This is a genomic window from Streptococcus sp. 3.1 (assembly GCF_016648915.1).
GTDB lineage: Bacteria > Bacillota > Bacilli > Lactobacillales > Streptococcaceae > Streptococcus > Streptococcus salivarius_E.
Genome location: NZ_JACLQV010000010.1, coordinates 49,517 through 70,759 on the forward strand (window position 1 = coordinate 49,517; position 21,243 = coordinate 70,759).

The following is a 21,243-nucleotide window of genomic DNA, read 5'->3' on the forward strand; positions in this document are numbered from 1 at the left end:
GCTATCACCCAACTTTCTTGTGCTTTCTCAAAGTCAGAAAGTCGTAGCGATTAAGTCCAAAGTTTTCGTTTGGACTGACACGGACAATGTCATACTGAGTACCATTTAGGACAGCGACTTGGCCTTCAATCACTTTAGCATTGTGGCGAATAACAATCACTCTTGTATCGCTTTCGCCATTCTGTTGGGCCAAATACTCTTGATTGAGTGTGCGAGTATGGGGTTTATAATGCAGCGTAAACTGTTTCACGAATTTCGGAACACTCACACCCGTAAATTTATTAGGGGTGCTTTGGTATGTACCAAAATCAGCTTTAAAGCGAAAGTCTGAGGGTAAATATCTAACTTTAGGCATTAGTCACCTCTTTCTTCACTATACGTTGCGTATAAGCCTCTTAATTGCCCGATTATGCTATTTAAAGTTAGGTTAATCGGATAAGTCACCGTGTCGGTTAAAGCCACCCGGTATGTGAAATAAGTGCTTGTGAGGGCAATTACAGCCGTGTCAAACAAAGATTCTACACTTTCAAGGTCGTAGAATTTCGGGTCATTACCGACTGCATTGATAATGTACTGTTGAGCCGATTCAATGTAAGCTGGAATGAGTGCAGTGTCGTCTGTCTCATCCAGATTGAGGGTCTGCATGATAGTTTCCTTAGATACACTCATTACTTACCTCCTAATTAAGCTCCAGCAGTAAGGTTAGCTTTTTGGTCAGCAATCGCTTTAAACGATGCTGGCACAAATGCTTCTTCATCAGTTTTAACAACATCGAAGCGGTCAATAACACGTACTTTAGTAGTGTCAGTTTCAAATGCCCCACCACCGATGTTAGTTGAAAGTAGTGACAAGTGTTGGCGGTCAAAGAGTGTTACCGCTTGTTTCAAATCGCCAAAGTACAATGGCATAGCTCCACCAGTGCCATTAGCAAGCCAGCGGTCAGAAACTTCTTTAACTGCAAAACCATCGATTGAGTATCCAGTTGGTGATTTCACGTCACGTTCCATGAGGTAGTCACCCATTGCATTCTTAACTTTCTTAAGAGCAGTAAAGCCAGAAGTGTTAGTCAAAAAGAATGAAGTTTGTTTGATTGCTGGGTCAACTTTAGCTTCGAGATCAATGATGTCATCCCACTTAGCCAATGTTGGTTTAGTTGGGAGTGTTGCGATAACTTCCAAGATAGCTTTGTTACGAGTAACAACGACTTTCTTCGCAATCCATCCAGACAACCATGCGAGGATATTTTCAGCAGAATCAGCAAGCAAGCTGTTAGTTACTGTTGAGATACCAGCATAGCGTTTGATAGCGTAGCGGATAAGAGAAAGTTTTGGATCATCGTTAGCACCGATTTGTCCAGCTTCATCATCGAGCTTAGAAAGGCCAGTAATTTCAGCCCATTTTTCGTAAACACGAGAGCCAGTAAGAGTAGTTACGTTTTCAACATTTACATACTCTTGCAATGAATCGTATTGACGAACCAATGTATTAATAGCTGTGCGAATATCTTGAGGGATAGTCAAGCCAGCGTCTGCACCAGTTCCGTCTGTTTTAGAATCAAGTAAGTTTTGGTAACGACCACGGACTAGGTTTTTGAAGTCTTTAACAAAGTCAGCTTTAACTTCTTCTTCGTTTTCAGTCAAAGGTTTCTTGTCTTCTTCAGTCATGTTAGCTACTTCGCTAGCACGAGCTTCAGCATATTGTTCTTTGAACATGTCACGTTTCATTTTAGCAGTGTCACGTTCGTTTTTGATGGCTTGCAATTCTTCAGCGGTTACTGAATCATCAAGCATAGCTACGTTAAGTTTTTCATTAAGATTTTCGACCTTGTCGCCTTGAGCAACCCAAAGGTCATGCAATTCGTTTGATGTTTTCATCAATCATCTTCCTTTCATTTTTCAAGTAAAATAGCCAATTTCTGCTCACGCAATGTATTGGTCTTAGGTGTCGCAATCATATTCTTAAATTTAGTGATTGCTGATTTGCTTGGTAGTTGATGCACGGCATTAGTGACCATGATTTCTTCTTCATCGTTGCCGAAGAACATGATTTCATCCGCAAAGCCTTTATCAACGGCAGTTTTAGCATTAAGCCATGTCTCTTTAGCCATGAGATCAAGTAATTCTGGTTGTTTAAGACCAGTCTTCATTTCATAAGCTAATGCGATAGACTCATCAATGCTATTTAAGACCGCTGATTGATGCTCTAGGTCATCGCTGTTACCAACGATGCCAGTAGACGCTTTGTGAATCATAATATGTGCCGTTGGACTGATACGCACGGTATCACCAGCCATAGAAATGACACTCGCAGCACTAGCCGCAAGGCCCTGCACATTAACCACAATACGCTTGCCACTAGCCTTAAGCATTGTATAAATTTCGCTAGCTGCAAACACATCACCACCATTTGACGCAATGTTAAGCGTGATTTCTTCGTCTTCATCGTTAGCAATGGCATCCTGTACCAGTTTTGGATAGGTACTAGACATGCCAAAGTATTCGTAGAATGCACCAGCATCATCACTTACAATATCGCCTTTAATGTCAATCTTGCCCATTTATCTCACCTCCTTTCAATGTGGTACGGTTAGGGTTCTTACCCTCTGGCAACTCTTTAGGTAGAATTTCAGCTTGCTGCAAAATATACAAGCCTTGATTCTGTGCGAGTGTGCCACTTTTAACCATGCTATTGATACGGCTGATATAGTTAGCACCAGTCGGATCAACCGCTGGGAAAATATCCGCATCCACATCGCATGAAAGTTTTTGAGACAACTCACTAAGAAACGGTCTTAAATATCGTGCGACTGCTTTAGAGTAGACGTTGGAACTCATTTCTAGTGATGATTGTTGGTCACCTTGTCCACCGACAACGTTCTCTGGGATACCGTAGACTTTTGCAAATTGTCCGGTCGTCCAGTCCGCTTGCTTAAGTAATTGGGCCACGTTGGATTTAATTTCAAGAGGTGTGAAATCCTCTAAATCATCCAGTACCAACGGACCGCCTTGCATTTGCTTCATTGCTTGTCGTGAACGTGAAACCTTAGTTTTGAAATCGAGCAAACCACCGCCCTTGATTTTCAAAATACCATTAGCATTTAGGGCATTTTTGAGTGAATTAAGCGTTAACTTATCACTAGCTTTTTGAATATCTAGTTCTCTACCTAGAGCCATCAACGGGCTTACGCTTGTTAGCCCACCATCTACAGATAGCAGTCTGAAATGTAAGATGTCGCTTTGTGGAACATGTTGTTTTGGCGGAATGCGTGGATCGTCAAACGTGATGTTGTAATAAAGCCCATTCTGATTGTCCAATCGATTGAAAGTGACTTGAGATGGTCTTAGATACTCCCACTTCATATCACGGCCGTTATCATTACGCCATCGATACGCAAAAGCTTCACCACCCAATAGCATTTGAGCAAAGATTGACTGGTAGAAATTGAAACGGTTAGCATTGTTAGACGGATTATCCACAATTCCTTGCATTTGTTTTCGGCTAGTTGTTAACTTAGCAGTCGCAAGGTCATTAGATAGCTGACTGATAATAGAGAATAGGTCCGAGTTTTTAAGAGCAGTTTCGGCTGATACCCACTCACTACCATTCAAAGTAGCTAAAAACTCTGGATCAGTAATATCAAAAAAGCCCCCTTGGTTATTCGGTGGGCTTTCGGTTGCTAAATTAAATATCGGCAATTATTATCACCTCCTTTCTAGCCTTTTTTTGCGGCTAGTTCACTAATCAACCCAGCTAGTACGAATGTAATGGTCATGCTGACACCAAACCACACGTAGCCGAGGTTGTAAGTCGTTAAATTAAGCGAAATTGCAGCTAAAATAAACATCAAAATGTCAAAAATAGCCCAAATTGCCTTAAAAAACTTCAAAATCATGTCTTAATACTCCTCTAATAGCCCACTGTCTGGGTTTTTTAACCAGTTTAGAACGGCCTCTTGGCTCATGTGCTCTACCTTCCACGTTGGATTGTTGGTAATAGCGTAGTCTTCAAACGCATACATACCATCATAAAACGCATCGATAAGAGCATCCACAACGTCGATTTTATAGGTCGATTTCATTTTATCTACTTGAATACCGATGTTATCCTCTTTAATTACCGCATTTATCAAGGCTTTTCGCATGATTTCGTCATCAAGGCGAGTGATATTGCCTTCGATAAAGAGCGTTTGAAGGAATTTTGTCGGGTCTTTCAATTCGCTTGTACGCTGCCTAATCGGCATAAGTGGGAAACTAGTGTTAGATTCCAAGGCTTTGATAATTTTAGAAACCATCATAGCGTCATAGCCGAAAAAGACTACATCAAGTTGATTGTCTTCAACATAATCAACAAACCAGCGATAGACCTCCTCTGGATTGATAAGCCCTTGTGGGTGACTGGTAATCGTACAGTAGCCCTTGGTTTCCAAGTCTCGATAGTTGACACCGTCTTGTTCCATCTTGGCTTCTAACGAGCCAGCTTGTTGCCAAGGAATAAAACTGTGTTGTTCAACATGCCATTTCTGACTGCCATCTTCAGTAACGTAGGGGTAGACGAAACCAATGGCTGTGTTATCACTGAACATAGACGCATCCAGTCCGACATAGACACGCTTGCCCTTGATATCAAAATCATCAACGACTGCATTTTCAATATCTGTTAGATCAAGAAAGCTATTGCTATCTGCCAGCAACCAGCAATTCATGTTCTTAACTTGGAAGTCAGCAAGTTTCCCCATAAGCAGTTTCTTATCACGCTCAGAAAGTAACCCTTTCATCAAGCCATCTTTCAGTTTTGGATGATTAAGCAAAGGATTGCTTTTCGACCACGTTTCTGGCTTAAAGACTTCTTCCAAGTTATCTTGAGACCAGATTAGACATAGCTGATCATCACCAGACCTGTCGAAATCACGTTCCATGATTTCAATCAGTTTCTTTTGCTCTTGATGAAACGGCACATCGGGCGTTTGGTAAGATGTTGAAATCTCAATAAAGCGTGAGCCCTCGGTGTTAACTTGTCCGGATGTGATTTTAGAAATACCTTCATCCGTTCTAAGCTCACCAACCTCATCAGCCACGGCCAGTTTAAAGTGTTTACCGTCAAATTTACCAGATTCAAACGAGATAGTATGAATGGTATTGGCATCTACGAGCGATTTAATTTCTCGTGAATATAATTGGACTTGTGTTTCCTCTGCTAACGACTTAAACGGCTCATTCTCTATGATTCTAGCCATCATAGATTTGACATAAGTGTACAGCTTCATCGTTTGGTCGAAGTTTAGCGAACTAACAAGAAAATCTTGGTTACTTTGCCCGATAATCTCAATCAAATAAGAGAAATTAAGGCAAATACCAGCTATCATCGTTTTACCTTGCGAACGGGCAATCGAGATAATGATATTTGAAAACCTCGGTACATCGTCTAAATCGAACCATGCAAAGAGTTGGGCAAATATGAAATACTGCCAATCCATAGGCTCTAACTTTTGGCTCAGATCATCAACGTTTGGCACTAGAGACAAGAATTTCAAGAAACGGTTAAATGCTTCAACCGAATAGACATAAGGAAAATCGCTATCCCCTTGTCTTTGCAAATCTCGGAGGTGTCGGAAACACGCTAATTGGATATTGTAACCAGCGACAATCTTGCCATCTAGCACGTTAAAACAATATTGTGTGCCATAGTCGGTATATGTTTTTCGCTCGTAAGAAAAATCGATGCTGTTATAAGCACCGATTACATCTTTTGATTTGGTTAAATCAATCTCTTGCATGTTTCACCTCCTTTATTTGAAGAATGCTGCCATTTTATCTTTCATCGAAGAATTATCCGCTTGACTTCCGGCTATTTCAGCCAATTCTGCCCTTCCTTTAGGGGTCAAACCTAGCTGAATACCTATCTTATTAAGGGTTTCAGTGGCGTCTTTCATCGTCGCAACGGCAGGGTTCTTCTTAAATCCCATTGATTGTTCACCTAAAATCTCGCCGCTACCCTGTGCTTGGATAAGTTTTTTAATCTCGGTTTGGATACCGTTTTCTTTCACGTCCTCATAGGCTTTTTTGTAAATCTCGTAGTTAGTACAGTAGGTTTCCACAAGAAAAGTGTCAATGCGTTCAACCTTTTCTGTTGCTTCTAAAAACGGAATGATTTTACGCCATGTCTCTCTAGCCACCGTGCCTAAATAGTTCGGAGGGTCCGTGGGTAAACGCCCCGAATTTTGTTTGAAGTATGGATTCTTGACCACATCGCACCCTCCTTTCTATTTTTCAATTATGACACCGCTTAAAACCCTCAAAATTGGCGTGCGGTGTAAGAAAACACCTTGTGGCGGCTCTCCTTGGCACGAGAAGGGGGCGGGGGTCAATTTTAAATTGGGTCGAGGGTTATTATACCACCCTTATTATAAAATCGTGCTATGGGCTTATTAGAGGGGTTTAACGACGTCCTCTTTTTTGCGGGCTATTAAATCTGCCCACGTAGCCACGGAAAGTCGTAGCTCGGTGTTCTGTTTCGTTCTATTTTGACCAGTACCATAGATTTCTTGCTCTAGGGTACGTTTGGTGTTATCGCAGCTTCTACATGTTGCTACCACGTTTGAAACTTCAGTCCTAAGTTCTGGAGCTATTTCAACGGGTGTTACGTGGTCGCCTATGCGTGCGTCTGGTGTGGTCACACCCAACGCTAGACAGTACTGACACAGATAGTTGTCACGTTCTAAAGCTATCTTACGAATAGAAGACCAAATCTTTGAGCGATAGAACGCATACCGTTCCTTACTCTCATCGTCTCTGTTCCTTACTCGTGTGTTGTATCTAGTGCGTGAGTATCTCTGCCTCTCTTGTGCGTATGCTGCTTCCATGTCCTTGTGTGCAGGACAGTAGTGTGCTGGTCTCTCTGTTAAGGCACGGCACCCCTCAGCCTTGCATCGTCTGACCATCGGCATTGGCATACCTCCTTTCAGATAAAGTAAAAGAAGAACACTACTGTGTCCTTCTGATTCGATAATACTATGTTACCATGTTGGTAGTATGATGCCGTATGAATTGGTATATACCACTGTAGATTAATCCAAATACTTCTCAGCTTGTCTTAACTTAACGTAGTATGTAGCCTTACTAAAGCCCATGCGGTCACATATCTGCCAGATATCTAGCTGGTCTATATATACCATTTGCAATAGGGACCTAGCGTCTATGTCCCCCACGTTTGCTATCTGCCGGTGAAACTCTAGTTTCTGTTTGATAGCTTCGGCAGTAAACCGTTCTACTTCTTCACGGGCTGTCATAAGCTCCACATAGATATCATCCTTGCCCTTACGTTTGCCACCTTGGACCATGTCTGTTTGCATTGCACCAGCCGTTACTTTTAGCGCTTGTGATTCCAGCCGTTTAATCTGTTCTATCTGACTGTCAATGTATCTATCAAGCGCCTTGATTTGTTGCAGCCGTTCCACTGTTCTCATAAATACGATTCCTTTATGGTATAATAATATTATTAGCATTTGAACAGTCTCAGGCATTAGTCTGGGTCTTTTTTTATTATTTATATCCGCATTGATAACAAGAATAAAGAGCGGAGAAATGTACCACCTCCCATACATTAGATTTAGCCATGCCACCAGTAATGCAAGGCTAGGGTTGAAAAAAATAAAAAGGATTCCTCGATTCTATAACTTATTATTTACTGGATTTTCGTGTCGAGGTCTGTCAGCTCGACGGTTGTCGAAAAAGTGTTCAAGCCACTAAAATTAGTGTATTTGACAGACAATAGCTAGCAAGGGAGTCGAACCCTCGTAAACCGTTCTAGCTACACGCCTAGTGCGTAGGCTGTATAAAGAGCTTTTCTGACCGTGGTCTTATTACGACCTACCTTGCCTTTAGTTCGATATTTAAGAATGATGCGATCAACTTCATCATCTAATCTCTCAGCCCACTCGTAGTTATTGAAGACAAAGTCAATAATCTCACTAAATAACTCTCTTGAAAGTAGACCTTCCATTTGAATAGCTTTCAAAGGGGTTAGGGCTGCTTTTTCCGCATAGCACAGATTGAGGGCGTTTTGGGTTCTGTTAGCGTTTTTCTGGTCGCAGTCCTTAACATATCTAATATAGCTATTTAAGCCGTTAGGGTGTTCCTTGCGTAGTTCTTCTACTTCCTTGCGGAAATGTTTAAACAAGTCCTCTGGCAGTCCTGCGTTGATTTTATCCAACACTGGTTTAGTGGTTTTTCCTCTTGTATAATGCGTAGACAGATAGTCTTGAAGGTCGTCGAATAGTTCATCGGAGATAATGCCTTCTAACTTGTCGACTGTCGCTGGCGATATCCTCGCACGCTCCACCACTGCGCTGTTAAACGCTTGGTAAATGATATGAGCTTGTAACTCATCGCATTGCTTCACATCTTGGAAAAATTGCTTATAAGAACCTTTTTTATGTGCTTGTTTGAGTGCTTCATGTTCACTAACCAACCGCTGATATAGCTCCTTGGTCAGTCCGGAATATTTGTATCTCACACTCATGAGCTTACCTCTACCAGTTCCAGATTTTCGTATATATTTCCTGCAATTTCGCAGTCGGTATGTCGTAGCCACAATTCACATCCGTATTGCTTAGATTCAAGGCGATATGCTCCGCCTCGATGTCTTACAACTTCGTAATAAGTTGGCTTAGAATAGACATTCTTAGCCATTTTGACTACATCCCCTTCGAAGATTTCTTTGCCATTTTTGTCAGTCAGTCCAGTTGATTGCATGAGGGTTAGATGGTCTACGAAGATATAATCTGGGGCGTTTGTGATAAAATCCTGCTCAACTGTTACAACTTCCCCGCTTTCGGTAACTGCAAAAGTGTCTTTAAACATTTCTTTATTCTTTTCGTCCCACGCTCTAAATCTAGGCATCATTGTCCTCGCCCCCTTAAGTAGCTAGGGATATCATCCCCAATGTTTACACTGTCGTACTGCTCCTTGCTAACAAGGAATTTACCGTAAGCTCCACAATCAATCGTGTAGAGCTTACCGACCATGGACTTGCCGGTAACCTTGCCGTGTAGTTCCACTGCATTGTCTGCCTTGTGAATTACCACGGTCTCGATAGGTCGGTTAACCACTCGTAGAACAGTAGTCACGTTAATGGCTAGTGAGACCATGAGTAATACCGTAGCAATAGCGAGGTCGTTATAAATCGTCTTCTTTAACAAACGTCCCATTAATCATTTTTCCCTTTCTATTCTTGATTTCTTCGTATGCAATACTTAGACACTCAGTTACATCAAGGTCTAATTGATGTGCTAGTACGATGATTGTTACTAGCGTGTCACCGATAGCGTCCTTAAGTGCCGCCTGTGGTTCAGTGAATTTCGTCGGTTTCAAGAGCACATCTCGAATTTCTCCGACTTCCTCAGTTACACGCATCCACTGAATCTTAGGGTCAGCTTGCTTCAAATTGCGTTTGTCAGCCCAATGGTTAATTTTAGTAATTAGGTTATTCATCATTTATAGTAACTCCCAAACCTCTGTAAGTGGACTATTAAATACCCACCCAAAACCATTTTCTTCCAGTTCTTTCTTAGTAAATGAAGTTCTAAAAACTTTATTTTCTAAGTCTGTGTCAATATTCCATCTTTTTGCCTGTGTGTCATAGTTTAGATAATAATGATTATAATTAGCTACATCTTTAAATCTGACCCTATACAATTTTTGTTTAGTCATCCGTTACCTCCGCCTCAATTGTAAGGTCGCTCTCCGAATCTTCCGTCCATGAAGATTTCGAGAGGTCTAATCCAACATCTTTTGTCATTTTCTGAAACATAAACAACGCATTCTTCTAACGTTTCTTCCCACAAACCAACACAGATGATTCTGTAATCTCTTCCTGTCTTTTTGTGCGTCCAGTACGACCCGACTTTAGGTTTATTCATTCATCCACCCCCTTAACTTCAATACCTAAATCTACTAATTGTGCCTTTAATTTTTTGACTGTTTGTTTCAATGCGTCACGGATTGCGTCTGATAAAATTCCCGATGTTATTGCCATAGTTTTTTCATCAAAAAAGAATCTCGTTTTAATTGCCATCTTGAATCTTGGTTCTTGTTTTATAATAAAAGCTTTGTCAAGAGGTGACGGTTTGTAGTTGATAAATTTTTCCAATTCTTCGATCTGTTGTCTAATTTCTTCTGCTTTTTTTAACTCTAATAAATCCACCTATTCCACCTCTTGCATTTCCACTGTATACATTCTTGAATTACGATATTTAACACCTCGTAAGCGGTGCAATTCATTGATAGCGTCGTTTTTGTTATTAAAAATATGCTCACTATCTGGCATGTTGTCGTAGTACACGATTACTTTGTATTTCATGATTCTGTCTCCTCTACTTCGTAATAATCAATCTTTGCGAAATTCTTAGGGCTGATAGTTATTATTCTTTCTTCTGGATCAATCTGCTGTAACTGAAGACATTGTATATTGCCTACTTCGAGCCATCCCAACATGTCCAGAATGTGTTTGAGATTTTCTTTAACCTTGATAGTTTCATCCATGTATGGATTTTGCAGTCTAATATTTGTCATATTTCAATTAATTCCCTCCATTTGCTTGCATAGTTCAATCATCTTTCTTAATAATTCTTCATCCGGTAACTGCTCCAGCGTAAGAATCCGATTGAGTTTCTTTGCATTGATTCCTAGCTTAGCGCTGATATATTCCATGTCTTCGTGATTAGCCCAGAACCACTTCGAGAACTCTTGCGTTTGAACTAATACGCTTGTGTGTCCGTGACTGCTCGGAGCGTATACACCGACTAGCTTGTCTTTGTACTTGCTGTTCATTCCAACTCCGTAATTTCTAATTCAATGCGTGGGTTAGGGCTGTACTTCTTGCGAGCTATTAAGCCACAAACGATGCTATCATCCATCCACACGATACCTTTCTTATCAACCTTGTTGTAACCGGCGTTTGAGATACTGTCAAAGAGTGCTTTGACAAGATTATCAATATCGGGTTTTTTCGCATGCCAAAGCCTTTCATCCATGAATTCCTTGAACGCGTCCCACGTTTTAGCTCGAGCTTTTGGCGTGGGCTTTTTTGATACGTTCAGCGGGGCTTTCATGTAGAATGTGACATCAACCATAATCGGGCCGTCAAAGAATTGCCCATCATATTCTTGTTCGATAAGCTGCGAGCATTGACGCCGCCAAGCCTTCATTTTTGGGTCTTCATAGGTTCCAAACTTGCTGAATCGTGGCCTTGTTTGAGGTTTAGGCTCGATATTTAAAGTCATTTTCATGCTGCACCTCAGAAGGGTAGGTCTGAATCACTGATATCCATAGGGTTTGAATTACCGTATGGGCTGCCACCTTGTGCAAATCCTTGGTTTTGCTGTTGTGGCCCTTGCTGTTGCGGTGCTTGTTGCCCGTAAGGCCCTGCATAGCCTCCGTCATTGGCAAACGCTCCCGATGTGTTACCTTGATTGGCGCTGCTACCTTCACGCGCCGCCCGGCTTTCTAGCATTTGGAAGTTCTCAGCTACTACCTCAGTCACATATACCCGTTGGCCTTGCTGATTCTCGTAGCTACGGGTCTGGATGCGTCCAGTGATTCCAATCAATGCGCCTTTCTTAGCCCAATTAGACAAATTCTCAGCTTGCTGGCGCCAGATAACACAGTTAATAAAGTCCGTTTCACGTTCACCGTTAGCATCCTTGAAGTTGCGGTTAACGGCTAGGCTGAATGTGGCCACTGCGATGTTACTGGTTGTGTATTTTAGTTCTGGGTCACGGGTTAGGCGACCAACAAGGCAGACCGAATTAATCATTTGTTTTTCCTTTCTCTTTACTCACGATTTAAGAAATCGTCCAGTGTTAGAACCTCATGCAGTTTTTTCTGTGATTTGCAATAATCGCAATGTCCACACTTCTTAGGTTCTTCGTTTCCAAGCGATACTTGATACACTCTAGGGGCGTGCTCTGTGATGTATTTAAGTCCCTCGCCTAGCCATTCCTCAGTCAATTCGATAATTTCCTTGTCTGGCTGTTTTTCTTTCGATACGGCCACAATAAACGGCTTGAATGTTGGATAATCCATTTGGCGTAGCAATTCTAAATAAGTCCCTAGCTGGACATGGTATTGAAACCCTAGAATGTTATTGACGGCAGTTGGTACTTTGGTACGCAATTCCTCTGACCATTCCTTAGCCCAGATAGATTTCATGGTCTTTAAATCGACCACATAGCCTTTTGAAAAATTGATACTATCCAATTTGCCCTTGAATGGCACCCCAGCGATAAAACCAGTAACAATCTTCTCTTTTTCGACCTTGTCACCTTTTTTTCCGTGATAAAGATTATTGAAAAGTGCGTCATCTTTAAGTGTGTCGATAACCTTCTCAGCTAACTTGAAATCAGATAACAGCCCATAAGGTTTGCGGCTTGAGAACAACGCCTTTTTGTTATCCTCTTTAAATTTCTCATGAGCTTCTTCGCTCTCGAAGTAGCTATGAACGTAATTTCCGAATAGCAATGGCTTTTGATCTCGTTCATCATCCCATGTCCCGTCATCAATGGCTTTAGCTCTAGCCTCGCATTTCATGCATTCCTTGAAACGACTTACAGACATATAGGTTTTGTCAGAATAATAATTATCATCCGTCAAGATTGTTAGTTCAGTCATTTTCTACCTCTTTGATTTTGGTTGAATCACCTTCGAATAAGCTGACTTCTTCGATGATTTCACCAGTTTCAGCGTCTACGCTTTTATCTGGTTCAGCTTCATCACTCATAAGGTCGCCCAAAAGTGTCTGGGTGTCCTCGTTTTTTGGTGTAACATCGATAGGGTCAGCCTTAACTTCCTCAGTTTGATTGTCCGAGATAAGACCTTCTTGCATTTCGGTTGAGAGTGGGGCATACTTGCTCAAAATGCTCTTGAGTACGGTTTTTTGAGCCATAGCGTCAAAATCTGTTGACCATGGCCCTCTTGCGTAAGTCTTTGAAAAGCGTTTACCGTGTGATTCCGCTTGTTCTTTCGTCCAGAATGTCAGCTTTTTAAAGCCGTTTACGAGCTCGAAGGTGGCAAAATAGCCATACACTTCATCTTCTGGTTGGGTAAAGTCAATGTCCAATGTTTCAAATAGAGGATCGTATGATTTGAATTGTGCCTTGTAAACCTTGCCGGAATTAATAGCCTTAAACTGACCAGAGCGGATAGCTAGCTGGATAAGTCCTTTGTAGCCAAGCTGAAACTGTGCATCTTGTTTGTATGGCACGATGTAAGCAAAGCCCAAACTTGGCTCGATAGGTAGATTTAATACCGCTGCTTTCATTGCCGCTGTCATAATCGAGGTGTTACTTGCTCGTGCTAGTAGATTGTTGTTGTTCACGATTGATAGCAAACTTGCCGTAAATTGTCGCTCGTTTCCGTTCAACACCTCTTGGAATTTTTGTTTAACTGCTGGGGTGTTGAAAAAATCTTTGTGTGCTAATTGATTTGTCATGCTTCGTCTTCCTTTTTGTTTTGAATGCCCCTATTTCTCGATTTAAGGGGTCTCTTATCGTTTTTAGGTGGTAGCTAGATAATTTATACCCCCTACACTTTTAAATTGATTACAGACGATTTTAGGCGTGTTTTCGAACGTGCTGATTAAATACCACCTTCGAGCGGTAGCCGAACGCCATATATTCGTTTAATTTCTCGATAAACGAATACAGATCTAAATCATCCATCATTTTCTGTTTATGTTCCTCTGAAAACACAAGTCCATGAATACGCTCGTAGTCTTCAAAGAGTTTTAGTTTTACTTCCGTTTCTGTCAAAACATCATCCTCTTGTCTTGTTGCGTTTTGAATTGATAAACATGTTCGTTCGTTGTTCCAAGTCCTGTCTTTTTGAAAACTCGTGAATAAACACGTTTCCCATAAGTGCCCATGATATCCCGTGGGCTTAAGTTGGTTGTGATAATAGTCTTGGTACGCTTGTTCAAAATACTGTACAAGATACCATTGGACCACTCTGTCACTTTTTCAGTGCCCAAATCGTCGAGCACAAGCCATTCGGCTTCAGAAATGCGTCTGATGTATTCAGCTTCAAGACTGAAATCCTCTTTGATTTTGGCTAATAGGTCAACCACGTTGATGAATAGCCCCATCTTCTTCGTATGATCAGATAGAGCTTTCAACGCTGAATAAGCTAGATGGCTCTTGCCTACTCCAGTGTCACCAATCAAAACAATGTTGTAGTCTTGACCGTCCAGATAGCCTTTAAGTTGACTTCTAACATTCTTCAAGTCTTCTTTCTGCTCTCTGGTTACTGCCTTGTAATTGTCAAAGCTAGCAGTTTTTAAATCATCATCCAGCAAGCTGAAATCCTTGAGAAAGTACAAGCGTTTCTGTTCTTGCTCACGCTCATACTGTTCTTGTGCCTTAGTGGCGTTCAACCGCTCTTGCTCTTCCCTATGGCAAAGCTCACACACTGTGTATGGTTCGCTATTTGGAAACTGAATCGTGACATAGTGCCTTTGGTGCTTGTCACAGTATTTGTCGCTAGTCGTCATATATCGCTTTCGCATCTGTCTAGCAGTGTTCTCTAAACTCATAGGCGTTACCTCTAATACTTACCACAAGCAGGTCCGAATTTGGCTTTACCGTTATTTCGTGGTTTAGTTAAGAATGGTTTGTGTCTATCGACCGTATTCTTGCTATTTTCGAATTCCCTTTGGTCTTCTTGTTGTCGGGCTACCGTTCTGATTCCATTCTGTACCCAATTTTTTAAAATGGATTCAACATACCTAAACGAGCGCTTAGAGTTGTCAGCAGCTTTGTCAATAGCTATCTTAATTAACTCTGTTTCCAGTCCGTCTAGGTCTCGATACGCTTTGAGTTGTTGGAATTGAAAACCATCTAGCAAACCAATTCTTTCTTGATAATATTCATAGACGTTAAAATCAGCAGTAGCAGAATTATTTTCAGCTCCTATACTATATAAAGTGTTACCACTATCTGCTGCTGACGGTATCTCAGTATGGTTTATATTAGTATGGTTTATATTAGTATGGTTAGAGTCCCTCTCACGTTCCTCTAGAAGTCCCTGAGAAAGACCCCCAGAAGTCTCTCTCGTGTACTTCCGAGCATTTTTTATACTTCCGGAAGTCTTTTCTGAGTACCTCCTTGAAACGTCAATCTTTAGAGGGTATATTCTGTTAGGTTTATTTAAACCTTGCTTGATCTCTAACAACAGACCGAAGTCGTGAAGCTCCTTTTTCAATTTGATAATATACTGCTTGCTTTTTTCCAGAAACTCCATAGCACTCTCAACTTTAAAATAGCAGTAAACTTCGCCGTTTTCGTCTGTCCAGTCGCCTCGATTTTTAACAGATAGATTAACTCTATCCAACATCAAGGCGTATAAGGTTTTGGCATCATTTGATAAACCTTTGTATGCTGGGTTGCGATACAAGGCGTATGGTGTCATGAAAAAATTTTGTCTAACAAGTTCTTCTTCTTTGATTTTATTGTGTTTTTTCACCCTTTCACCTCCCTTTGATTTAATGTCTCGAACCGTCCACTATTAGTTGACTGTTGGACTCGTTACATGCTATAATCAAGTAAATTGTTTTAATGAGCGTTGCACCTCTTGGATTGTTTCCGGAGGTGCTTTTTTAATGCCTACCCTCCCACCACTGCTAATTATTTAATTACTTGTCTTCTTTGCCGTTGTATTTCTTAAAGTTCAATCCCAAAGTTGTGATACCTGCTGCAATTACTACGAGCCCCAAAGTGCTAGCGATACCTTCTTTTTCACCAGTGTTCGGAAGAGTACCACCGTAAACAGGTGTATTCGCCACCTCTTTTGGCTCAGAATCGAGCTTATAAGATACTGCGGCAGATTGTGCCGCTTTATTATTAGGACGCTCTACGCTCGTTTTAGGGGCTTTTTCTGGCGTGCTAGGTTTTTCTGGTGTAGGTTTAGTTGGTTCCTCTGGGATTTCTAGTTCTGGCAAGTCGAGGATAGGGGCATCGTTTGGAACCACTCCACCCTCGAATGGTGGGAGCTCACGTTCTTCTGGAATACCAGGAATTCCGCCGTTCCATTCTGGCTTGTCGTGCACTGGTGCTTCATTTGGTACAGTACCGATTGGCTCAGTGTACTCTGGCAATTCTCGCACCTCTGGAATACCGGGGATGCCGCCCTCAAATTCTGGGATGTCAACTTTTGGAGCTTCACGGGGGATTTCAAAAGTTGGCTCTGGTTTATTCTCACCAGACGCATCACCACGCCCACCGACAAGCTGAATCTTCGTATATGAGACAGCACCGTCTGATTCAGCTTTTAGCTCAATCTTGTTAGTAGGGTTGGTGCTATCTTTTACAGCATTTACAAGTTTAGTCTTGTAGTACAAGTAAACCATGTGGTCTAAACGGTCCATTTTGATTTCAAATCCATGCTCAGATTTTGAGATAGACTTAACTAAGTCCATAGCTGACCCTTTGTCAACCCAAGGGTCTAGGCTTTCAATGTTCTTAATTTCAAAGTAGTTATCAACCAACTTTTGATTATCGCTCATGGTATCAATGATAGAGACATGGTTCAAAATACGGTGAGCGTAATTGACACGAGCAGTCCAATTAATCACAGTAGGGTCTTCTTTGTCTTGGAATCCCCATTTAGCAATCAATTCATCTTTGCCAATGACTTGCTCTGAACCTACATTGGCTGTTACTAAAGTCCCATTAAAGTTAACTGTAACTGGTTTTCCTGCTACAACTTTATCTGTCCAACTTGCATCTAGTTTCAAGTTCATGATCTTATTCAAAGGGTGTGATTTGAAATAGTCGTTAAATACAGTTGTCACCTTGTTAGAAGTTGCGTCTGCTGTAGCTTTACCAACGACTGCCTTCTCTGGATTGTGAACATCAAACTCATAAGAGGTCTGGAATTTCACTTCTTCGGGCAAGTCAAAAGTAACTTTGTCCCCCTCATTCACCGGCACGTCGTCCGGAATATTGATATCTTTATACTCAACTTCGAACGGTGAGTATTTACCATTACCGTTAGGGAAAGTAACCTCAACGTTAGGGTTTTCGACGGTGATAGTAGTGTCTGTTTTAGTCACTGTAGTAGGTGCTGTTTCTGTAGCAACCGCTGGAGTTTCTACCGCTGGAGTAGTTTCGACTGGTGCTGGTGTTTCAGCTACTGGTTGAGATTCTACTGGTGCCGATGCCAAAAATTTTGGTGTTTCCGTCACTGTTTCGCTAGGTGTTACCGTAATATTGCCAGCATTGTCAGCCGTATAGACATTAGACACCGCTGGTTGTGCGTCCACCACTGGTTGAGTTGCTTCGTCTGCTGATACTGTGCCAGCACCGATAAGCAATGCTGTAGCAATGGCAAGTGTGCCACACAATCCAAATGCTTTGCTTTTAGTGAATCCAGTTTTTGCGACTGTTTGAGTGTTAAAAGATTTCATGGTATAATCTCCTTGGTGTATTTTTCTTGCATGGGCCCTAACCCATGCTTTTTTTAGTGCTCTCAACGTGCACCCACAACCTCGCCGCTTTGTAAATATGTTTTTTTAGAAAGATTTTTGTGTGGGTAGTAAAGTGTTAATTTTTTGGGGAAAAATTATGGGTATAAGATGCACTCCACGACGAGGTCATGGCTGCACGCTGAAAAGTTGATGTTATTTGCTATATTTCTGCTTGAGTCGTTCGCTCTTTTCTTCGGGCGTCTCAACCACCTCGAAAAAGTATTCTGGCTCTTTAGGCTTCTTTCTGGTTAGCAATTTCTTTAATAGCTTCATGAGTTACCCCACTAGTCTGTCTTCTGGTAGCCCATGATCTAGGTTGTAACGTCTGGCCTTAGCTGTGTAAGATTCCCATCGTGGGACTACGTAAGTTTCAGTTTCTTGCTTTTTGTTTGACCAAATCCATCCGAATAGTTTCATTTTTGTTTCTCCTTCTTGATTAAAATACACGGACACCACGCTCAGCCCATTTGTCAACTAGACGTTGTTGAGCGTCCCCGTTGTACCCGCAAATATGGAACGCCAAACCAAGGTTTTTTTCGCTATGGCGTTTATTGATGAGTTCTTCTTTGTAAGCCTCTGCAAATGCTTTGACTTCATCCAAATCTTCACCGCATGGGTAGAACAACCAGTCGCCGTCTACCACAACATGCCAGTTGTTTCCCAAAACTGTCTGGATTTTTTTATATTCAAATTTAGCCATTTTGTTTTCCTTTCTTTCCCTAACCGCACTAGCTCACTGTTGCGGCTAGGGTTATGTGCTAGGCAATCTCTTGCCAATTGTTATTAAACCAATCTCTGACGGCGTCCCGTGGGTATCTGATTTGACTCCCTCGACCTTTGTCGATTTTAGGGAAACCGTCAAGGTTGGTTATTCGTAAAAATTCTGTGTAGTTGCCAATTCCAAGCATGGCTTGGCACTGTTTCGCAGTTAAAATCATTGGTAGTGTTTCGTCTATATCGAACGCTTTTGTTTTATCTGCTATAACAGCGGTCAGCATGCTGTCGAATTGGTCTAACAGTGGTTTGAATGGGGTGTCCATAGGCGTTACCCTTTTTCAAGAGCGATAAGCTCTTTTTGTTTTGGTGTCTCACGAATTTCAAACGGTGTGAAATCGTCGTAAGATAGATTTTCCAAGAAATTGACGGCATTTTTAGCGTCAACATGCTTGATGTTGGTGTACTTGGTAACGTTGAAAGCCTTCTTCAAATGTGAGTACATCAAGCGGATAAACTGACCTTTCTTGGATGCGAACAAGTTATCGCTTGGATGTGTTTTCTGTTCTTCAAAGTAGAAATCAGCAAACACGCCAGCTTTTCGAAAAACAATGCTCTTGATTTTAGTAGCTTCACCGTCATCGATATGGACTTTCTTGTTAACTTCTTCGACAAGCAACTCAATGTCAGTGAGTTTTTGGTTTGTCTTTTTAACGTTTCTGTCCATTTCTTCCTTGATTCCGATAACTTCTTCCAAAAGTTGCTGATTGACATTGCTTTGGGCAACCAGATTCATAGCTTGTTTTTTCTGCATTTCAACCGTTTCAGCGAGTAGGGTTTCTTTTTTCTTATTCTTTTTACTCATTGATGATTTCTCCTTCTATGATTGTTCTTCCGTTTTCTGGGACAATCTTGTTCATTTCGTCTAACCAGTTTTCAGTTAGCGTTAGGATGTCCCTTAATTTCTCAATCTGAGCATCCTTGCCAATCCCTTGGATAAGGGTTTTAAATCTAAGCGGTGCCATTTCTTCGTCAAAGAAAGTTTCAAACTTGGTTACGAGCTTACTTAGGTTAAAGATATTAGTAACACTGTTTTCTAGTTTTTCTTTGTCCGCTCGTAAGTGTTCGATAGACTCTTTCAAAGCTAGTGCTTCCGAGGTTTCTTTCTCTAGCATTTCATAAGACGCTTCTTTAAGTCGCAAACTTCTTTTGACTGAATCAAGCTCGTCTGATAGGTCTTTGTTTTTGCCTAGCAGTTGTTTGTTAAGGTCTTGTGTCGCTTGGTAATCTTGTGGGATGATTTCCTTTTCGATTACTTTTTCAGTGGTCTTGGTTTGTTTGACACGCTCAAGCTCGTCTTCTAGTGCTTTGATTGCTTGGTCTTTCAGTTTCGACTTGCGTCTGACCTCTTGCAATTCTCTGACTGTTGGCGATTCACCTTGCTCGATTTTTTCAATCTGCTCTTGCTTTTCTTCCTCTGGAAGTGTTGCGATTAAGTGCAAGGCGGTTGTTCCTAAATGTCGTAACGTTTCGACTTTTGGCAACTCGTCGGCAATCTTAATTGATTTATAAGCAAAATCTTTATCAATTCCAATACTTTCGTGCCACTCTCTAAATTGTCCGTGTGTTAGGTCGTTTTCTTTAACATACTTCAATCGCCTTCCAATTTCCCAAATTGATTCACCGGCTAATTTTTGGTGGTGTCTTATTTCTAATTCGATCTGCGATAAATTGTCAGATAATGCTAATTCGTTCATCTCGCTCCTTTGCATTTTGATATAATAGTTTTAAAAACTAATGAGGTGCTGTATGATTATCATTTCACGAAAAGCTAGAAAATTATTAAAATCATTGCTTGATATTCGAAATTCCCAAGAATCTCCTCGCATTAAACCTGAACAGTATAAAAAACTGATAGATGAACAATGCGAACCGCTCGGCGAATTGGTTTATCACAAGTTAGTGGTTCAAGACATCACCCATGACATCGCCGTTACTGACGAGGGGATTTATTTTTATCAAGCTTACAAAGAACACAATAGATATCTTTGGTTGACTTCATTTTGGTTTCCACTAGCCGTGGCTTTCGTGACGACTGCTATCACACTAGCTGTCAATTTTTTATTTTTTAAATAAAATCCAAAAAATCAACGTTCCCAGAAATACCCCTATAAGACTTCCGATAATTGCAAGTGCAACATCGTATCCGTCTAAATTCCACTCAAAGAATTCTTTGAGTTTTTTTAGTGTCTTCATTTTGTTTATTGTTTCCTTTCTAATCTATACGAAATTTCGTATATCTAGGTTAAAAAAAATTAGGCTTCGACACGTTCGCTGAATAGGTATTCTAATTCATATTCTGGGAAGAACGCCTTCTTGATAGCTACTGTTTCGCCAAAACTGAAATCTGTAACACCGTTGATTTTGCTACGAACCGTGCGGTAATCAACTCCGAGCAAGTCTGCGATGTCTACTAATGTTACGCCTTTACTCTTACGAATTTCTTCAATGTTTTTCATTTGCTTCCTCCTTCCTTAAGCTTGATTTAAGTATATACTAATTTTCGTACATTGTCAACAGAAAAATACGATTTTTTTTACTTTTTTTATTTACCTATACGATTTTCTGTGTTAATATATAGGTAGAAATAAAAATGAGGGTTATAAAAATGCAGGCTGAAGAAAGAATTAAAGAGCTTATTATAGCTAAATATGGAAATGTTAGAGCTTTTGCGACAGAAAGCGGCATCTCTTACACTACTGTTCGCTCTATTTTGGAACGTGGTATCATGAACGCAAAAGCTGAGAATGTTTTCAAGATATGTCATTTATTGGGGATATCACCAGACACTGTTGCAGATTGGGGAGTTTCCGAAGAACAACAACCCAGCCCCCATGACATCGACGAAATCATAGCCAACGCCATGATGTTCGACGGCAAACCGTTGACTGATGATGATAAGCGGGCAATCCGTGGCATCATTGCGGGCTATATGAGCAGCAAGGAAAAGTGAGG

Annotated in this window: 35 protein-coding genes; 2 read left to right on the top strand and 33 right to left on the bottom strand. The window is 41.1% G+C overall.

Going from position 1 to position 21,243, the window contains the following annotated elements; genetic code table 11:
• Positions 1 to 4 precede the first annotated feature (4 nt).
• From H7U02_RS07045 to H7U02_RS07200, 32 genes are all read right to left on the bottom strand, one after another.
• Positions 5 to 355 (bottom strand): phage head closure protein, encoded by a 351-nt coding sequence (locus tag H7U02_RS07045; protein ID WP_014634375.1) that lies wholly within the window; start codon positions 353 to 355, stop codon positions 5 to 7.
• Positions 355 to 669 (bottom strand): head-tail connector protein, encoded by a 315-nt coding sequence (locus H7U02_RS07050; RefSeq protein ID WP_201043014.1) that lies wholly within the window; start codon positions 667 to 669, stop codon positions 355 to 357. The genes H7U02_RS07045 and H7U02_RS07050 overlap by 1 nt, the downstream gene beginning before the upstream one ends.
• A gap of 14 nt (positions 670 to 683) precedes the next feature.
• Positions 684 to 1,874, bottom strand: a complete 1,191-nt coding sequence (locus tag H7U02_RS07055) for a phage major capsid protein (protein ID WP_201043015.1) — start codon at positions 1,872 to 1,874, stop codon at positions 684 to 686.
• A 14-nt stretch (positions 1,875 to 1,888) separates the two neighbouring features.
• Entirely contained in the window at positions 1,889 to 2,557 is a 669-nt protein-coding gene (locus tag H7U02_RS07060; RefSeq protein WP_201043017.1) for a head maturation protease, ClpP-related, read from the bottom strand.
• Complete coding sequence (locus tag H7U02_RS07065) at positions 2,544 to 3,695, bottom strand: phage portal protein (RefSeq protein ID WP_201043019.1); 1,152 nt, start codon at positions 3,693 to 3,695, stop codon at positions 2,544 to 2,546. The genes H7U02_RS07060 and H7U02_RS07065 overlap by 14 nt, the downstream gene beginning before the upstream one ends.
• Positions 3,696 to 3,712: 17 nt before the next feature.
• A complete protein-coding gene (locus H7U02_RS07070) occupies positions 3,713 to 3,892 on the bottom strand; it encodes a DUF1056 family protein (protein ID WP_201043021.1) in 180 nt (59 codons plus the stop codon).
• Positions 3,893 to 3,895: 3 nt separating this feature from the next.
• Positions 3,896 to 5,773, bottom strand: coding sequence for a terminase large subunit (locus tag H7U02_RS07075; RefSeq protein WP_201043022.1), 1,878 nt, complete (start codon positions 5,771 to 5,773; stop codon positions 3,896 to 3,898).
• Between the two features lie 12 nt (positions 5,774 to 5,785).
• Positions 5,786 to 6,244, bottom strand: a complete 459-nt coding sequence (locus tag H7U02_RS07080; protein WP_201043024.1) for a phage terminase small subunit P27 family — start codon at positions 6,242 to 6,244, stop codon at positions 5,786 to 5,788.
• 180 nt (positions 6,245 to 6,424) lie between these two features.
• A complete protein-coding gene (locus tag H7U02_RS07085; protein WP_311637512.1) occupies positions 6,425 to 6,949 on the bottom strand; it encodes an HNH endonuclease in 525 nt (174 codons plus the stop codon).
• A 114-nt stretch (positions 6,950 to 7,063) separates the two neighbouring features.
• Positions 7,064 to 7,462 (bottom strand): DUF1492 domain-containing protein, encoded by a 399-nt coding sequence (locus H7U02_RS07090; RefSeq protein WP_201043027.1) that lies wholly within the window; start codon positions 7,460 to 7,462, stop codon positions 7,064 to 7,066.
• Positions 7,463 to 7,806: 344 nt separating this feature from the next.
• Positions 7,807 to 8,466 carry a DUF1340 domain-containing protein gene (locus H7U02_RS07095; protein ID WP_260318463.1) on the bottom strand — a complete coding sequence of 220 codons (660 nt, stop codon included), beginning with the start codon at positions 8,464 to 8,466 and terminating at the stop codon, positions 7,807 to 7,809.
• Positions 8,467 to 8,513: 47 nt separating this feature from the next.
• Entirely contained in the window at positions 8,514 to 8,900 is a 387-nt protein-coding gene (locus H7U02_RS07100; protein ID WP_201043028.1) for a YopX family protein, read from the bottom strand.
• Positions 8,897 to 9,205, bottom strand: coding sequence for a DUF1372 family protein (locus H7U02_RS07105; RefSeq protein WP_201043029.1), 309 nt, complete (start codon positions 9,203 to 9,205; stop codon positions 8,897 to 8,899). Before H7U02_RS07105 ends, H7U02_RS07100 begins: the two co-directional genes overlap by 4 nt.
• Complete coding sequence (locus H7U02_RS07110; protein WP_201043030.1) at positions 9,174 to 9,491, bottom strand: MazG-like family protein; 318 nt, start codon at positions 9,489 to 9,491, stop codon at positions 9,174 to 9,176. The genes H7U02_RS07105 and H7U02_RS07110 overlap by 32 nt, the downstream gene beginning before the upstream one ends.
• Positions 9,492 to 9,707: a DUF1642 domain-containing protein gene (locus tag H7U02_RS07115; protein ID WP_060972304.1), complete on the bottom strand. Its 216-nt coding sequence runs from the start codon at positions 9,705 to 9,707 to the stop codon at positions 9,492 to 9,494. It lies immediately after the preceding gene.
• A 14-nt stretch (positions 9,708 to 9,721) separates the two neighbouring features.
• Entirely contained in the window at positions 9,722 to 9,916 is a 195-nt protein-coding gene (locus H7U02_RS11710) for a DUF1653 domain-containing protein (protein ID WP_201043031.1), read from the bottom strand.
• On the bottom strand, positions 9,913 to 10,200 hold the full coding sequence (locus H7U02_RS07125; protein ID WP_201043032.1) for a hypothetical protein: 288 nt from the start codon (positions 10,198 to 10,200) through the stop codon (positions 9,913 to 9,915). The genes H7U02_RS11710 and H7U02_RS07125 overlap by 4 nt, the downstream gene beginning before the upstream one ends.
• Positions 10,201 to 10,356: a hypothetical protein gene (locus H7U02_RS07130; protein ID WP_201043034.1), complete on the bottom strand. Its 156-nt coding sequence runs from the start codon at positions 10,354 to 10,356 to the stop codon at positions 10,201 to 10,203.
• Positions 10,353 to 10,568 carry a hypothetical protein gene (locus H7U02_RS07135; protein WP_201043036.1) on the bottom strand — a complete coding sequence of 72 codons (216 nt, stop codon included), beginning with the start codon at positions 10,566 to 10,568 and terminating at the stop codon, positions 10,353 to 10,355. The genes H7U02_RS07130 and H7U02_RS07135 overlap by 4 nt, the downstream gene beginning before the upstream one ends.
• Positions 10,569 to 10,822: 254 nt before the next feature.
• Positions 10,823 to 11,284 carry a RusA family crossover junction endodeoxyribonuclease gene (locus H7U02_RS07140; protein WP_201043038.1) on the bottom strand — a complete coding sequence of 154 codons (462 nt, stop codon included), beginning with the start codon at positions 11,282 to 11,284 and terminating at the stop codon, positions 10,823 to 10,825.
• 8 nt (positions 11,285 to 11,292) lie between these two features.
• The gene (gene ssb, locus H7U02_RS07145) at positions 11,293 to 11,811 is read right to left on the bottom strand and encodes a single-stranded DNA-binding protein (protein ID WP_201043040.1); all 519 of its coding nucleotides are present in this window, start codon (positions 11,809 to 11,811) and stop codon (positions 11,293 to 11,295) included.
• Between the two features lie 17 nt (positions 11,812 to 11,828).
• Complete coding sequence (locus tag H7U02_RS07150) at positions 11,829 to 12,665, bottom strand: PD-(D/E)XK nuclease-like domain-containing protein (RefSeq protein ID WP_260318464.1); 837 nt, start codon at positions 12,663 to 12,665, stop codon at positions 11,829 to 11,831.
• Entirely contained in the window at positions 12,658 to 13,485 is an 828-nt protein-coding gene (locus tag H7U02_RS07155; RefSeq protein WP_201043041.1) for a recombinase RecT, read from the bottom strand. The genes H7U02_RS07150 and H7U02_RS07155 overlap by 8 nt, the downstream gene beginning before the upstream one ends.
• Before the next feature lie 121 nt (positions 13,486 to 13,606).
• The gene (locus H7U02_RS07160) at positions 13,607 to 13,804 is read right to left on the bottom strand and encodes a hypothetical protein (RefSeq protein WP_155124320.1); all 198 of its coding nucleotides are present in this window, start codon (positions 13,802 to 13,804) and stop codon (positions 13,607 to 13,609) included.
• Positions 13,801 to 14,583 (bottom strand): ATP-binding protein, encoded by a 783-nt coding sequence (locus H7U02_RS07165; RefSeq protein WP_201043042.1) that lies wholly within the window; start codon positions 14,581 to 14,583, stop codon positions 13,801 to 13,803. Before H7U02_RS07165 ends, H7U02_RS07160 begins: the two co-directional genes overlap by 4 nt.
• An 11-nt stretch (positions 14,584 to 14,594) precedes the next feature.
• Positions 14,595 to 15,512, bottom strand: a complete 918-nt coding sequence (locus tag H7U02_RS07170) for a replication initiator protein A (RefSeq protein WP_311637522.1) — start codon at positions 15,510 to 15,512, stop codon at positions 14,595 to 14,597.
• 169 nt (positions 15,513 to 15,681) lie between these two features.
• Positions 15,682 to 17,454: an SIALI-17 repeat-containing surface protein gene (locus H7U02_RS07175; RefSeq protein WP_201043043.1), complete on the bottom strand. Its 1,773-nt coding sequence runs from the start codon at positions 17,452 to 17,454 to the stop codon at positions 15,682 to 15,684.
• 336 nt (positions 17,455 to 17,790) lie between these two features.
• Complete coding sequence (locus H7U02_RS07180) at positions 17,791 to 17,931, bottom strand: hypothetical protein (RefSeq protein ID WP_201043044.1); 141 nt, start codon at positions 17,929 to 17,931, stop codon at positions 17,791 to 17,793.
• Positions 17,932 to 17,950: 19 nt separating this feature from the next.
• The gene (locus H7U02_RS07185; protein ID WP_201043045.1) at positions 17,951 to 18,214 is read right to left on the bottom strand and encodes a hypothetical protein; all 264 of its coding nucleotides are present in this window, start codon (positions 18,212 to 18,214) and stop codon (positions 17,951 to 17,953) included.
• A gap of 58 nt (positions 18,215 to 18,272) precedes the next feature.
• Positions 18,273 to 18,452, bottom strand: a complete 180-nt coding sequence (locus H7U02_RS11500; RefSeq protein WP_260318465.1) for a hypothetical protein — start codon at positions 18,450 to 18,452, stop codon at positions 18,273 to 18,275.
• A 107-nt stretch (positions 18,453 to 18,559) separates the two neighbouring features.
• Positions 18,560 to 19,093, bottom strand: coding sequence for an ORF6C domain-containing protein (locus H7U02_RS07195; RefSeq protein ID WP_201043048.1), 534 nt, complete (start codon positions 19,091 to 19,093; stop codon positions 18,560 to 18,562).
• Complete coding sequence (locus tag H7U02_RS07200; RefSeq protein WP_201043049.1) at positions 19,086 to 19,985, bottom strand: DUF3102 domain-containing protein; 900 nt, start codon at positions 19,983 to 19,985, stop codon at positions 19,086 to 19,088. The genes H7U02_RS07195 and H7U02_RS07200 overlap by 8 nt, the downstream gene beginning before the upstream one ends.
• A gap of 52 nt (positions 19,986 to 20,037) precedes the next feature.
• Here H7U02_RS07200 and H7U02_RS07205 point away from each other — a divergent pair, with 52 nt between their 5' ends.
• Positions 20,038 to 20,364: a hypothetical protein gene (locus H7U02_RS07205; RefSeq protein ID WP_201043050.1), complete on the top strand. Its 327-nt coding sequence runs from the start codon at positions 20,038 to 20,040 to the stop codon at positions 20,362 to 20,364.
• Between the two features lie 179 nt (positions 20,365 to 20,543).
• On the opposite strand, the gene H7U02_RS07210 is transcribed toward H7U02_RS07205, so the two are convergent.
• A complete protein-coding gene (locus H7U02_RS07210) occupies positions 20,544 to 20,747 on the bottom strand; it encodes a helix-turn-helix domain-containing protein (RefSeq protein ID WP_016049772.1) in 204 nt (67 codons plus the stop codon).
• 149 nt (positions 20,748 to 20,896) lie between these two features.
• On the opposite strand from H7U02_RS07210, the gene H7U02_RS07215 reads away from it, so the two are divergent.
• Positions 20,897 to 21,241 (top strand): helix-turn-helix domain-containing protein, encoded by a 345-nt coding sequence (locus H7U02_RS07215; protein WP_201043051.1) that lies wholly within the window; start codon positions 20,897 to 20,899, stop codon positions 21,239 to 21,241.
• Positions 21,242 to 21,243 lie beyond the last annotated feature (2 nt).